The sequence below is a fragment of the Streptomyces sp. SCSIO 30461 genome, assembly GCF_037023745.1.
Lineage (GTDB): Bacteria > Actinomycetota > Actinomycetes > Streptomycetales > Streptomycetaceae > Streptomyces.
In genome coordinates, this window is sequence record NZ_CP146101.1 from 1,023,387 (window position 1) to 1,037,026 (window position 13,640).

Here is a 13,640-nt window from a genome sequence, read left to right on the forward strand (position 1 = left end):
GGCACCGCCCCCCGCGCCGGACGGCACGGGGGGCGGTGACAGAAAAAAGCAGGGAACAGGGCCCGCTCAGCCCTCGGCGCCCTCAGCGGGAGCGGCCTCGGCCTCCGCGGCCTCCTCGCCCTCGGCAGCCGGCTCCTCCGCCTGCGCGGCCAGAACCTGAAGGACCACAGCGTCCTCGTCGACGGCCAGGGTGACACCCTTGGGCAGCTCGACATCCTTCGCCACGACGGAGGCACCGGCCTCCAGGCCCTCGACGGACACCGTGAACGACTCGGGGATGTGGGTCGCCTCGGCCTCGACCGGCAGCGCGTTCAGCACGTGCTCCAGCAGGTTGCCACCCGGAGCCAGCTCGCCCTCGGCGTGCACCGGCACCTCGACGGTGACCTTCTCGCCGCGCTTCACCAGCAGCAGGTCGACGTGCTCCAGGAAGCCCTTCAGCGGGTCACGCTGCGCGGCCTTCGGGATCGCCAGCTCCTTCTTGCCCTCGATGTCCAGCGCCAGCAGGACGTTCGGGGTACGCAGCGCCATCAGCAGCTCGTGACCCGGCAGCGTGACGTGGATCGGGTCCGAACCGTGGCCGTACAGAACGCCGGGGACCTTGTCCTCGCGACGGATGCGGCGGGCAGCGCCCTTGCCGAACTCGCTGCGGACCTCGGCGGTGATCTTCACCTCGGACATATGCACTCCTCGTAAGCGGTGACGAAACGGAACAGTCACCCGGCCACGACTGGCCTGCTACGAAGAGCGCGTCGATAACGGACCGCCGTACATACGCCTACAGGCGTACGAGTACGGCCTCCCTCGCCGAGCAACCTGTGCAGTCTACTCGGCGGGGAGGCCGCCCCGGAAATCGATCTAGCGCAGTGACCCCTCGGTCCTTACTGCTCCTCGAAGAGGCTCGTCACCGAACCGTCCTCGAACACCTCACGCACGGCACTCGCGATCGTCGGAGCGATCGACAGCACCGTGATCTTGTCCAGCTCCAGATTGCCCGGATCCGGCAGCGTGTTCGTGAACACGAACTCGCTCACCTTCGAGTTCTTCAGCCGGTCGGCGGCCGGACCCGACAGCACACCGTGCGTCGCCGTCACGATCACGTCCTCGGCGCCGTGTGCGAACAGCGCGTCAGCAGCCGCACAGATCGTGCCACCCGTGTCGATCATGTCGTCGACCAGCACGCACACCCGGCCCTCGACATTGCCGACCACCTCATGGACCGTCACCTGATTCGCCACGTCCTTGTCGCGCCGCTTGTGCACGATCGCCAGCGGAGCGTCCAGACGGTCGCACCAACGGTCTGCCACCCGCACCCGGCCCGCGTCCGGAGACACGACCGTCAGCTTCGAGCGGTCGACCTTCGCGCCCACGTAGTCCGCCAGCAGCGGCAGTGCGAACAGATGGTCCACCGGGCCGTCGAAGAAGCCCTGGATCTGGTCCGTGTGCAGATCGATCGCGAGAATCCGGTCCGCACCCGCCGTCTTCATCAGATCCGCCACGAGCCGTGCCGAGATCGGCTCACGACCCCGGTGCTTCTTGTCCTGACGGGCGTAGCCGTAGAACGGGACGATCACGGTGATGCTCCGGGCCGAAGCCCGCTTCAGAGCATCGATCATGATCAACTGCTCCATGATCCACTTGTTGATGGGAGCCGTGTGGCTCTGGATCAGAAAGCAATCCGCTCCACGCGCCGACTCCTGAAAACGGACGTAGATCTCACCATTGGCGAAATCGAACGCCCGGGTCGGCACCAGGCCCACACCCAACTGGTGCGCAACCTCCTCCGCCAGCTCGGGGTGGGCGCGGCCGGAGAAGAGCATCATCTTCTTCTCGCCGGTCGTCTTGATCCCGGTCACAGCACTGTCTCCTCAGCCGTGTCGCTCTGGTGCTGATCCGCCCGTCCCTGCAAACGGCGAGCCAGCCAGGGGGTGTGCACCCAAGGGGCATCCCCAGGCCCCCTACATGCACGTATCACGGTACGCCGAGAACGGCGCGCCTGTTTCCGGTCAGCCTTCGTCGCTGAACTGACGGCCCGCCTCGGCAGCCGCCTGCGCTGCAGCGCTCCCGGGCCGCTTGCGGGCGACCCAACCCTCGATATTCCGCTGCTGGCCACGGGCCACGGCCAGCGAACCCGGGGGCACATCCTTGGTGATCACCGAGCCGGCGGCGGTGTACGCACCGTCCCCCACTGTGACAGGGGCAACAAACATGTTGTCCGAACCCGTCTTGCAATGTGAACCGATCGTCGTGTGATGCTTCGACTCGCCGTCGTAGTTCACGAACACACTCGCCGCGCCGATGTTCGTGAAATCGCCGATCGTCGCATCACCCACGTACGACAGATGCGGAACCTTCGTCCCCTCGCCGATCGACGCGTTCTTCATCTCCACATACGTACCGGCCTTCGCCCGCACACCCAAGCGCGTACCCGGACGCAGATACGCGAACGGCCCCACCGACGCGCCCTCACCGATCACAGCCGACTCCGCCACCGTGTTGTCCACGCGTGCGCCGCTGCCCACCGTCGTGTCCCTCAACCGGGTGTTCGGACCCACCTCGGCATCCCCACAGATATGCGTGGCACCCAGAAGCTGCGTACCCGGATGAACCACCGCGTCAGGCTCGAACGTCACCGAGACGTCCACCAGCACCGACGACGGATCGACCACCGTCACACCCGCCAGCATCGCCCGCTCCAGCAGCCGCCGATTCAGCAGCCCACGAGCCTCAGTCAACTGCAGACGGTTGTTGATCCCCAGGATCTCCCGGTGATCACCCGCCACCGACGCACCCACCCGGTGCCCCGCCTCACGAAGAATGCCCAGCACATCGGTGAGGTACTCCTCGCCCTGCACATTGTCCGTACGCACCTTGCCCAGCGCGTCCGCCAGCAACTGGCCGTCGAACGCGAACACCCCGGAATTGATCTCCAGGATCGCGCGCTCCGCGTCACTCGCGTCCTTGTGCTCCACGATCGCCGTCACCGCACCCGACGCGGCGTCACGTACGATCCGGCCGTACCCGGTGGCATCCGGCACCTCGGCGGACAGCACCGTCACCGCATTGCCGTCCGCGGCATGCGTCGCGACCAGCGCGCCGAGCGTCTCACCGGACAGCAGTGGAGTGTCACCGCAGACGACCACCACGGTCCCCTGGGGTGCGTGCCCCAACTCACCGAGCGCCATCCGCACCGCGTGGCCGGTGCCGTTCTGCTCCGCCTGGTAGGCCGTCCGCGTACCCGGGAAATGCGCCGACAGGTGCTCCTTGACCTGCTCGCTCGCGTGGCCGACCACGACGACGAGATCCTGCGGGTCCAGCTCGCGGGCGGCGGAGACGACATGCCCGACGAGCGAACGCCCGGCGATGTCATGGAGGACCTTGGGGGTCTTCGACTTCATGCGGGTGCCCTCACCCGCTGCGAGGACGACGACGGCTGCCGGGCGGTTGGCGCTCACGGGAATGCCCTTCGGCTTCAGGTGGTGGACACCCGAAGGATACCGGGGGGTTTCAGGGGTGAAATGAGGGCGGGTCCTGACCGAAGAGGTCAGGACCCGCCCTCATTGTCTGGCGCTCCCAGGGAAGGAATCGAACCCTCATTCAATGGACCAAAACCATTTGTCCTGCCATTAGACGACCTGGGATGGTTAACGCCTTATGTCCGAATTCCTTGATCGGACTCCGGCTTGCCAGCCCCCACTATGCCGTACCAAGCCCCTTCTGTGCGACGGTAGAGCGTGGCGCTGTCCTTCACGTAGACGGTGAGGCAGCCGTGGTAGGCGGCTCCGGTGTTCTTGCGTCGCGTTTCCGGCCAGGAACAGTTCGCGGTCGGTCATCGTGCCGACGTCATTGCGGGCTTCGCGCTTGGTCTCCTGGCGTGCCTCGTCCTGGGCGGTACGCAGATGGGCGAGTCCGGCCTGCATCAAGGCGAGCCGCTCCTCGTCGGTGTAGCGCGGTACCGGTTTCGGCAGGTCCCTCACCCACAGGGAGATCGAGCTCTTCGGGCAGCCGAGTCGCTCCTGGATCTGGTCGCAGGTCATGCCCTGGCGGCGCAGCTCGCGTGCCTTGTCGCGCAGGTCGTCCTTGGCGTTGGGGCGTTTGGCCCAGTCGGGGGGCGGTTCGCCTTTGACGAGTCTGTTGAGGATGTCGTTGTTGTCGATGTGGAGTCGGTCGCGGATCTGGCGAAGGCTGAGGCCCTCGCGGCGCAGTGCGATGGCCTGGGCGCGTAGTCCCTCGAGGTCCGCGTATTTGCCGTTCGCGGTTGTCATGGGGCCAGGTTCCGGCGGACTGCGGGATTTCGGGTCGAAGATGTAATCGATTCAGCGGTTCGAGCGGATGTGTGTTGTTGTGACCTTGTTCGATTGCATTGTGTGCTGTTGGAGTCACGGAAATTCGGTGCGGGCTTTCCGTAGTCTGTGAGGCATGACCACAACGGGGGCACACCAGGACTCGGCGGGCACCAGTGCCCGGTCCTGGCTGTGGTGGGGGAGACGGCGCAGTGCGGTGCTGGATGTGGGCCTGGGGCTCGTGTCCGCTGCGGAGTGTGCGCTGGAGGGGGTGCGCTTCGCGCAGGCGGCAGGGCTTGCGGTGCCGCTCGGGGTGCTCTTCGGGTTGGTCGCCGGGTCGGTGCTGGTGTTGCGGCGGCGGTGGCCGGCGAGTGTGGTGCTGGTTTCGATCGCGATCACGCCCGCGGAGATGGGCTTCGTGATGGCCATCGTCGGGCTGTACACGCTCGCCGCGTCCGAGGCGCCGCGGCGGATCATCGTCGCCTTGTCGGGGATGTCCCTGCTGGGGACGTTGATCGTGACGTTTGTGCGGACTCGGCAGGACGTGGGGGCGGATTTCGATCCGGGGTTCTGGTACGTGCCGCTGGTGTCGCTTGTCATGTCGGTGGGGCTGACGGCGCCGCCGTTGCTCTTGGGGCTGTATGTGGGGGCGCGGCGCCGGCTGATGGAGAGTCTGCGGGAGCGGGCGGTCAGTCTTGAGCAGGAGCTGTCGTTGCTGGCGGATCGTGCGGAGCAGCAGGCTCAGTGGGCGCGTACGGAGGAGCGGACGCGGATCGCGCGTGAGATGCACGACGTGGTGGCGCATCGCGTGAGTCTGATGGTGGTGCATGCGGCGGCGTTGCAGGCGGTGGCTCTGAAGGATCCGCAGAAGGCGGTGCGGAACGCGGCGCTGGTGGGGGATATGGGCCGGCAGGCGTTGACGGAGTTGCGGGAGATGCTGGGCGTGCTGCGTGCGGATGACGCGGGCGGCGCCGGTGGTGTGGCCGGTGGGCGTCCGGCGGCTGTGGGGCGTGCGGTCGCGGCGCCGCCGGTGCCGCTGGCCGCGGTGCGGGAGGCGGCCGCTGCGGCTGCTGTGGCGGCGGCGGAGGGTCCTTCGCTGGCGGATCTGGAGCCGTTGGTGGAGCAGTCCCGGTTGGCGGGGATGGCTGTGGAGCTGGTGGTGCAGGGCGAGGTGGGGCGTCCGTATCGCGCGGTGGTGGAGCAGACGGCGTACCGGGTGGTGCAGGAGGCTTTGACGAACGTCCACAAGCATGCGGCGGGGGCGCGCACGTGGGTGCGGGTGGCGCATCGTGTGGGAGAGATCGCGATGCAGGTGGAGAACGGCCCGTCGGAGTGTGGTGTGGCTGATGCCGGTCTGCCGAGTGGCGGCAACGGTCTGGTCGGGATGCGGGAGCGGGTGTCGGCCTTGGGCGGGGTGTTCCTGTCGGGGCCTACGGACGCGGGTGGTTTCCGGGTGTCGGCGGTGTTGCCTTCGGCGTGATGGCTCGGCCTGGGTTTGGGCCTGAGCCTGGGGGCGAGGGGCGGTGTGGCGTTCCTGCGGCGGCGAGTGGCGGTCGGTGGGTCGGCTGGGGCTCGGTACCGGTGGTCAGGGGGCGGTGAGCCGGGTCGGCTGGGTTCCGGTGACCAGGGTGCCGAGCGCGTGGTCGACGGTGGGGCCGAGGTACCAGTCGCCGGTGTGGTCGAGGCTGTAGACGCGCCCTTCGGTGTCGATGGCGAGTACGGCTTGCGCATCGCCTTCCTCGCCGAGTGGCGCGAGTCGCGTGTCGAGGGCGCGGCCGAGGTCGCCGAGGGTGCGGGCGAGGTGGAGTCCGGCGAGTGGGTCGAAGCGGATGGTGGTGGGTGCGATCTGGCGGCCCCGTCCGGGCGGGGTGATGTGGAGGGCGCCGAATTCGGCCCAGGCTTCGACAGCGGCGGGGAAGACGCTGTGGCGGTGGCCGGCTGGGGGTTGGTGGTCGCGTAGCGCGTCGGCCCAGTGCTCGGCTTGCTTGATGTCCCAGCGTCCGGGTTGCCAGCCGGCTTGGCGCAGGGCGGCGTCGACGGATATGGGGAAGCGGGTGCTGTTGTGCTCGGTCACGATCCGGGTCTGCCGTCCTCGTCCTGCTCCTGCTGGTTCTGCTTCTGACTGTGGGGGCTACTGGGCCGGTTCGACGGTCCGTACGCCGAAATGGTCGAGCATCGCCGCACAGGAGCGGCAGGGGGCCGCGTAGCTGCCGTGGAGAGGGTCGCCGTCCTCGCGTATGCGGCGAGCGGTGATCTTCGCTTGTTTGAGGGAGCGCCGGGCTTCGCTGTGGGTGAGGGGTTTGCGCTGGGCGCGTCTGGAGCGCGTGGTCTCGGCGGCGGCGAGGTGGCGGGAGAGCAGGATCGCCTCGGGGCAGCGTCCGGTGAAGCGTTCCCGCTGGCCGCTGGTGAGGGTGTCGATGAAGTCCTGTACCAGGGGGTGGAGAGTGGGTGGCTGGTCGGCTCTGCCCGCGGTGCAAGTGAGGGTCTCGCCGCGGACGGAGAGGGCTGCCGCGACGGTGGGGAGTATGCCGTCGCGTCTGAAGCGCGGGATCGGGATGTGCGCGGAGTCGTGTGAGTGGCTCCAGTTGAGCCGTGGGTCACCGGTTGTCGTTCCTGATGGCGCCGTGTGCATGGTGCGTCTTCGTCCCTCCCGTGCCGCGACGCCCGCCGTCGCTGTGCACGCCCCCGAGTTGAAGGGACAGCCTGCCAAATGGGACGTGCCGTGTGGAAGCGGGGTGGTGGAAACGTGTGGTCGTGTCGCGGTGAATCCGGCTGCGGGTCACGTTGCGCTGGCGGGGTGTCACGGAGTGAGTGGAGGGCTCGGGGTGGCGGGGCGGTGGCGGTGGCACCTGTCGTATCACCGCATAGGCTGTGGTCAATCAGCCAGATTCAGCAGGGGGCAACCGCCATGACGACAGGTCGGCAAGGGCTGGGGGTCACTCCCAATCCCCGGGCCGGTGGACACGCCGAGCCGCCGAACTCTGCCTACGCCGGGCAGGTCGTGCACTTCCCGGATCCGGTGAGGGCTGCCCGCTACCCCTCGGGGGTGCGGGTGGATGAGCGTGGTTATCCGGATTTCTCACCTTTCGCGCGTGCTGCCGCGGAGGTCGCCGATCCGCCTGAGGGTTTCGGGGTCGATGAACTGCGGCTCACGGACTATGTGTCGGCGAATGCGGCGCTCGCGGCCTCCGGGCACGAGTTGTGGGACACGATTCCGGCGGTGACGACGCCGCATGGCTGGACGTGGCATCACGTGGCGGACGGTCGCCGGCTTGAGCTGGTGCCGGTCGAGGTGAAGGCGCTGCTGAGGCATCACGGTGGTGTCGCGACGGCCGCGGTCGACCATGACAAGCGGGGTACGCGCCCGTTGCAGGAGTTCAGGCCGGTCCATTTCGGGCTGCCGAAGGCGTCGGTCTCCGTGTCCGAGCAGCAGATGGCCGGTGCGGAGGAGGACTTGGGCTATCGCCTCCCCGGCGCGTACCGGTCCTTCCTGAAGGCGGCGGGTGGCTGTGCTCCGGTGGGCGTCGGGCTGGATGTGAGCCTTGGGCTGCTGATCGACCAGCCGTTCTTCACGGTGCGCGACGAGGCCGCGGTCAATGACCTGGTGTATGTGAACAAGTGCCTGAGGGACCATTTGACGAAGGACTACCTGGGTGTCGCATTTGTGCAGGGTGGTCTGCTGGCGGTGAAGGTCCGCGGTAGCGCGTCGGGTTCGGTGTGGTTTTGCGCGTATGACGATGCCCGTGACCAGGACGGTTTGTCGGTGAACGAGCGGGTGGAGCGGCTGCTGCTGCCCTGTGGCGAGGATTTCGACGCCTTCCTGTCGCGTCTGGCGGGTAGTCCGCCGGAGTTGGAGACGGTGGCGAACCTGATGGTGGACGGCGGCTTCGCGCGCGCGGTCCCGGTCGCGGTGGAGGGGTGACAGCCGGATGGTGACGTTCGCGCAGGCGCAGGAGCGCGCTGAGGAGTGGGTCAACGGCGACGTGTCCGCCCAGCTGCACCGCGAGGTACGCGTCAGGGAGTTCGAACTGGGCTTCGTGGTATGGGCGGAGGACCGCGCCGATGGCCCGACGTCGGACGGCGGTCGGCAGCGGCTGGTGATCGCCCGCGACAGCGGGGAGGCCACGCTGTGGCCCGGCCTGCCGGTGGGCGAGGTGATCCGGCGCTACGAGGAGGAGTACGGCGTTCCGCGGGGTGAGGAGCCTCCGGCTGCCGCTTCGCCTGAGCGTATCGATCTGAACCAGACGTCGTTCATGCTGAGTCCGCCCGAGTGGCTTCAGGAAGCGGCGCACAGTCTGGGCATCCCGGATCAGCGGAGTGATGCCGATGGGACGTCGGCGGCTTCCGGCAGTGGCGGCGGCGGTGCGGGCGACCCCGCGCAGGCGCCGCCGGTGGCGGGGGGTGCGGACCTGGAGCCGACCGGGTCGGACCGGGTGCCGCCCGCACCGGCTCCCGGACCGGTACCGGCTCCCGTGCCCGCCTCGACTGCCGATGCGACTCCTTGGGCGGGGACGGATACGAGTTCCCGCCCCGGTGAGGCCGCTGACGGCACCGACGGGTCGGTGCCGTTGCCCGAGACGGTGTTCGCTCCGCCGTTGTCGGGTTCCGATGACGATGACGTACCGCCGCCTTCGGTCGGCGCGGATCTGCCGACCGCGTTGATGTCCGGTGGCAGCGGGCTGCCGCCGACCGCGGTGACCCCTGCGTACGACGTGCCGGGGCGGCAGGGTGCTCAGCCCCTGAGGGACCAGCCGGGCCGGCCGGGTGAGCCCGTGGACCAGCCGCCCGCGTCCGGGGCGCCTGCCACCCGGGCCGCCGGCGATATCGCCGACGCCGCCACCAGCAAGGCCGTGCTCCCGCCGCGCGGTACGCGTACCGCGCGCGGCGGGGAGATGACGCCTCCGCCACCGGCTCCTCCCGGCATGCCCGGTGCGCGGCCGGTCGCCGCCCCGGGGGGGCCGCCGCCCGGGGCTCCCGTCGACGACGGTTACGTTCCGACGCAGATGGTGCCGCGGCAGGTGCCGGATGGCCCGCGGTCGGCTCAGCCGCCCGGACCGCCCGGACCGCCCGGACCGCCCGGACCGCCCGGACCGCCGGGTGCTCCCGGTACTCCGCCAGGTGTGCACCACGCGGCGACGATGCTGGCCAACCCGAGTCCGAACCCGGTGCACGGCGGTCCTGGCGTGCCCCAGCCTCCGGGGCCTCCTGCCACGCCGTCCGTTCCCGGTACTCCGCCCGGCGGCGTCCACCACGAGGCGACGGTACTGGCGAACCCGAACCCGAACCCGGGCCCGAACCCGAGTCCGTACCCGGTGCAGGGCCCGCCGCCCATGGCTCCGGCTCCCGCACCGCCCCCGTATCCGCAGCCCCAGCCCCCCGCCGCGTACGGGTATCCGCAGCAGCCTCCGGCCGGTCTGCCGACCGTCGGCCCCGGCTACCAGGCCGTGCTGCGCTACCGTGCGCCCGACGGATCCGAGCAGCAGCTGATCCGCCGCTCCGCGCCGGGTACTCCGCACCCGGAGTGGCAGATCTACCACGAGCTGCGCGCCATGAACGTGCCCAACGACCAAGTGCTCGAACTGCACACCGAGCTGGAGTCCTGTGAGCTGCCCGGTGGCTACTGCGCCCGGATGATCCGGGAGACCTGGCCGCAGGCGCGGATCACCAGCATCGCCTCGTATGGCAGGGACCATGCGAGCCGCCAGGGCGGGATGCGGCAGCTGCTCACCCACCAAGGCGAGCTGCACCAGGTCGCGGACGGTCCGGCGCGCCCGGTGCCGGTGCGTGCGCCGCTGCCGCCGGTGCAGCCGGCTCCCCCGCTGCCGCCGGAGGGGATCGCGCAGGAACTGGCGGGGACGTTCGGCCCGCAGGGCGTCTGCCGGTTCGACCAGCGGGCGGTTTCCCGCCAGGGCGTGCCGGATCTGGTGGCGCGCACTCTGGTGTGGGCGGGTCTGCCGGCGGACTTCGGGCCGTTCTTCTGGGCGCAGCCGGCTCAGCCGGTGGTGCCGACGCTGGCTGAGCTGGCCCAGCAGCGCCAGGTGCGGCCTGCGTCGGACGCCGCCTCGTATCTGGTGGTCGGTACCGATTTCGGCAAGGCGATCTGCGTCCAGTACGGCACCGCGCACATCGTCGCGGTTCCGGTGGAGGCGGGTCCCGGCGGTCAGCCGGTGGCCCCGCAGTTCGTGAACAGCGGTCTGCCCGAGTTCACTCGCTGTCTGGCGATGCTGGGCCGGATGTGGCGGCTGCGGTTCGGGCTTGATCCGGCGCAGGCGGGCCGCTGGACGGTCGACTTCCAGGCGCAGCTCGCCGCGCTCGATCCGGCGGCGCTGTCGTCGCCGGAGAGCTGGTGGTCCGTGCTGCTGGAACAGATGTGGGACGGACTGATCTGAGTGGCTGCCCGTAGGCATGGCCGCCCGAGAACAAGGCTGTCCGGGTACATGGCCGGATGGGGGTCTGACGGCGTGCCGTCCTGACGTGCTGACGTGCTGACGTGCTGACGTGCTGACGTGCACGGACGAAGGGCGTCCGAACCGCATCGCGCGGATCGGGCGCCCTTCGTCGTCTGACGTCGTCGTGCGGCGGCCCCGAAGCCGATCACGGCGATCAGCAGGCAGGTGACGACGACGGTGGACACGGCCCACGACATGGAGCGGCGTACGGCGGTGGCGCTGCGGGCGATGGACATACGCATGGTGATGTGCGGCAGTACCGCCGCGCCGAGTACGACGGTCAGCTGTGCGCTGATCATGTCGAGTCCGCCGTCGAACTGGAGCCCGGAGGTGAGGTAGGCGTCTCCGGCACCGCTGCCCTTGGCTGCCGCGTCGAGCAGCGCGGGCAGGCTGAAGTCGAAGCGGTCGAGCACGAGTGCGGCGATCGCGGTGGCGGCGCCGAGCAGGACGACGGTCTTGACGATCTGGATGAACGCGGTGCCCTTCATCCCGCCGATCGCCGCATACGCGATCATCAGGATGCCGAGGCAGACGATGGACCCGGTCTTGAAGCCGTCCGAGTGGAAGCCCAGGACGAAGGCGAGCAGGTCTCCGGCGCCCGCGAGCTGGAAGACCACCAGCGGGAGCAGCGCGGCGAGAGTGACGGCGCTCGCGGTGATCCGTACGGCGGGCCCGGGGGTGCGGCGGGTGAAGACGTCGCCCATGGTGAAGCGGCCCGCGTTCCGAAGTGGTCCGGCGAGCAGGAACATCATCAGCACCAGGGAGAGCACGGTGCTGAGGGCGAGGGTCAGCCCGTCGTAGCCGGTGAGGGCGATCACTCCGATGGTGGCGAGCACCGTGGACGCGGAGATGTAGTCGCCGGCGATGGCGAGTCCGCTCTGCACGGGGCTGAGGGAGCGGTAGCCGGTGTAGAACCCGCCGAGGTCGTCCCGGTCGGGGCCGGTCATCACGCACAGCAGCAGAGTGACGGTGACAACGGCGACGAACGCGACGAACGACATGGTCTGGGCGTCTGAGCCGAAGCTGGTCATGCGTGCGCACCTCCCGCGGCCTGCGCGGCCTTGTCCCTGATGGCGGCGGCGAGCGGGTCGACGCGGTGCCGGGCGATCCGTTGTGTGGGGTGCGTATGCGCTGTGCGGGTCCCGGCGGCCCGTCAGCCGTCGTGTGCGTCTGTGAGCACCGGGAATTTGCGCGGGGCCAGCAGCACCAGTACGAGCAGGGCGAGCGCGGCGGCGCCTGCGGCGCCCAGGAAGACGTAGTCCACCGCCGTGTCCACCGCCTGCCGCAGATGCTCCACCGCGCCGGGACGGCCGTCCGCCAGGGAGCGGGCGACGCTGTCCAGGTCGCCGCCCTTGTCGCCCGAGCCGCCGCCGACACGGGACGCCAGGACGGAGTTGGCGAGCGCGCCGAACAGGGCTGCCCCGACGCTCTGTCCCACCTGGCGGCAGAACAGCACGGACGCGGTCGCCGTGCCGCGCTCCGCCCAGGGCACGGTGGACTGGACCCCGACGATCAGTGGCAGTTGGAAGATCCCGAGCGCCGCGCCGAGCAGCAGCATCACGAGTGCGGGCTGCCATGCCCGTCCCGGGTAGGGCAGTAGCAGCGGAAACGCCAGCACGATCAGCAGGGCCGCCCCGATACCGGTGATCGCGGTGTTGCGGAAGCCGATGCGGGTGTAGAGGCGGTTGGCGTAGGCGGCGCTGACCGGCCAGCTCAGGGTCATCACGGACAGGACGAAGCCGGCCGCGATGGGGCCGAGCCCCAGCACCGACTGGGCGTAGGTCGGCAGGAAGACGGTGGGCGCGACCATCAGCAGCCCCAGAGCCCCCATGGCCAGGTTCACCGCGGCGATGGTGCGCCGCCGCCACACCCAACCGGGGAGCACGGGTTCGGTGGCCCGGCGTTCGATGAGCACGGTGGCTGCGACTCCGGCGGCGCTGCACGCGAGCAGCGTGAGGGAGGGTGCGGAGAGCCAGGGCCAGGCGGTTCCGCCCTGGACGAGTGCGGTCAGCAGCAGGCTGCCGGTGACGAAGACGGCGAGTGCGCCCGGCCAGTCCAGCCGGGGCCTGCTCCCTCGCGCCCGAGCGCCTCCGGTCCCGGCGCCCGTCCGGGACGGTTCGCGTAGGTGGCGGGCGACCAGCCACAGGGCGAGAGCCCCGACCGGCAGGTTGATCAGGAAGATCCAGCGCCAGTCGGTGTATGCGGTGAGCAGCCCGCCGATCACGGGTCCGGCGACGGCGGACACCGCCCAGACGGTGGAGAGCTTCGCCTGGATCCGGGGGCGTTGGTCCAGCGGGTAGAGGTCGGCGGCGATCGTCTGCACGGTGCCCTGGAGTGCCCCGCCGCCGAGGCCCTGGACGACACGGAAGGCGATGAGCGAGGTCATGCTCCAGGCGGCGGCGCACAGCAGTGAGCCGGCCAGGAAGACGACGATGCCGGTGATCAGCACGGGCTTGCGGCCGAAGGTGTCGGCGAGCTTTCCGTAGACGGGAATGGTCACCGTGGCGGCGAGCAGATAGCCGGAGAACAGCCAGGAGAACAAGGCGAAGTCGCCCAGTTCGCCGACGATCTGCGGGACGGCGGTGGAGACCACGGTGCCGTCGAGCGCGGCGAGCGCCATGCCCAGCATCAGTGCGGCGGCGACGGCGCCGCGCCGGGTGGTGCCCGATGCCGTGGAGCCGGTCTTGCGGGCGGCGTCCCTCGCGCCGGTGTGTCCTCCGCTCATCGAAGTCCCTTCCCTATGCATGTATCTCCCCGGAGCAGCTTCCCACTTGCACCTCACGCGGCGGGAGGGGTCAGGCTCTGCGGGTAGTCCGCCGGTTCGGGACCCGAACCCCTAGGGGTTGCTCCTGACTTGCCGCCAGGGTCGGTTCGTCCTGCTGAAGGAGGAGGGACGCGGGGTCAGTTCCCT

9 protein-coding genes, 1 tRNA gene and 2 pseudogenes are annotated in these 13,640 nt (G+C 69.7%); 3 read left to right on the top strand and 9 right to left on the bottom strand.

The annotated features are described in order from the left end of the window. Positions 1–66: 66 nt before the first annotated feature. The 5 genes and pseudogenes from V1460_RS04700 to V1460_RS04720 form a co-directional block, all read right to left on the bottom strand. Positions 67–678, bottom strand: coding sequence for a 50S ribosomal protein L25/general stress protein Ctc (locus tag V1460_RS04700; RefSeq protein ID WP_338672312.1), 612 nt, complete (start codon positions 676–678; stop codon positions 67–69). Between the two features lie 200 nt (positions 679–878). After that, the gene (locus tag V1460_RS04705; protein ID WP_338672313.1) at positions 879–1,853 is read right to left on the bottom strand and encodes a ribose-phosphate diphosphokinase; all 975 of its coding nucleotides are present in this window, start codon (positions 1,851–1,853) and stop codon (positions 879–881) included. A 150-nt stretch (positions 1,854–2,003) separates the two neighbouring features. Beyond that, positions 2,004–3,452, bottom strand: coding sequence for a bifunctional UDP-N-acetylglucosamine diphosphorylase/glucosamine-1-phosphate N-acetyltransferase GlmU (gene glmU / locus V1460_RS04710; protein WP_338672314.1), 1,449 nt, complete (start codon positions 3,450–3,452; stop codon positions 2,004–2,006). A 115-nt stretch (positions 3,453–3,567) separates the two neighbouring features. Beyond that, positions 3,568–3,638 (bottom strand) — tRNA-Gln (locus tag V1460_RS04715). 11 nt (positions 3,639–3,649) lie between these two features. Beyond that, positions 3,650–4,262 (bottom strand): annotated as a pseudogene (locus tag V1460_RS04720) (hypothetical protein). Positions 4,263–4,416: 154 nt separating this feature from the next. Here V1460_RS04720 and V1460_RS04725 point away from each other — a divergent pair. Further along, positions 4,417–5,760 carry a histidine kinase gene (locus tag V1460_RS04725; protein WP_338672315.1) on the top strand — a complete coding sequence of 448 codons (1,344 nt, stop codon included), beginning with the start codon at positions 4,417–4,419 and terminating at the stop codon, positions 5,758–5,760. Between the two features lie 105 nt (positions 5,761–5,865). Here the strand turns inward: V1460_RS04725 and V1460_RS04730 are convergent, their stop codons facing one another. Together V1460_RS04730 and V1460_RS04735 are read right to left on the bottom strand one after the other, a co-directional pair. Next, complete coding sequence (locus V1460_RS04730; RefSeq protein ID WP_338672316.1) at positions 5,866–6,354, bottom strand: SUKH-3 domain-containing protein; 489 nt, start codon at positions 6,352–6,354, stop codon at positions 5,866–5,868. 57 nt (positions 6,355–6,411) lie between these two features. After that, on the bottom strand, positions 6,412–6,912 hold the full coding sequence (locus V1460_RS04735; protein WP_338672317.1) for a YwqJ-related putative deaminase: 501 nt from the start codon (positions 6,910–6,912) through the stop codon (positions 6,412–6,414). Positions 6,913–7,188: 276 nt separating this feature from the next. Between V1460_RS04735 and V1460_RS04740 the strand changes: the two genes are divergently transcribed. Then, the gene (locus V1460_RS04740; protein WP_338677895.1) at positions 7,189–8,202 is read left to right on the top strand and encodes an SMI1/KNR4 family protein; all 1,014 of its coding nucleotides are present in this window, start codon (positions 7,189–7,191) and stop codon (positions 8,200–8,202) included. Between the two features lie 7 nt (positions 8,203–8,209). Then, positions 8,210–10,669 (top strand): SUKH-4 family immunity protein, encoded by a 2,460-nt coding sequence (locus tag V1460_RS04745; protein ID WP_338672318.1) that lies wholly within the window; start codon positions 8,210–8,212, stop codon positions 10,667–10,669. Between the two features lie 185 nt (positions 10,670–10,854). Here the strand turns inward: V1460_RS04745 and V1460_RS04750 are convergent. Further along, a pseudogene (locus V1460_RS04750) lies at positions 10,855–11,760 on the bottom strand (sodium:solute symporter family transporter); the annotation flags it as partial. A 122-nt stretch (positions 11,761–11,882) separates the two neighbouring features. After that, positions 11,883–13,454, bottom strand: a complete 1,572-nt coding sequence (locus V1460_RS04755) for an MFS transporter (RefSeq protein ID WP_338672319.1) — start codon at positions 13,452–13,454, stop codon at positions 11,883–11,885. Between the last annotated feature and the right edge of the window lie 186 nt (positions 13,455–13,640).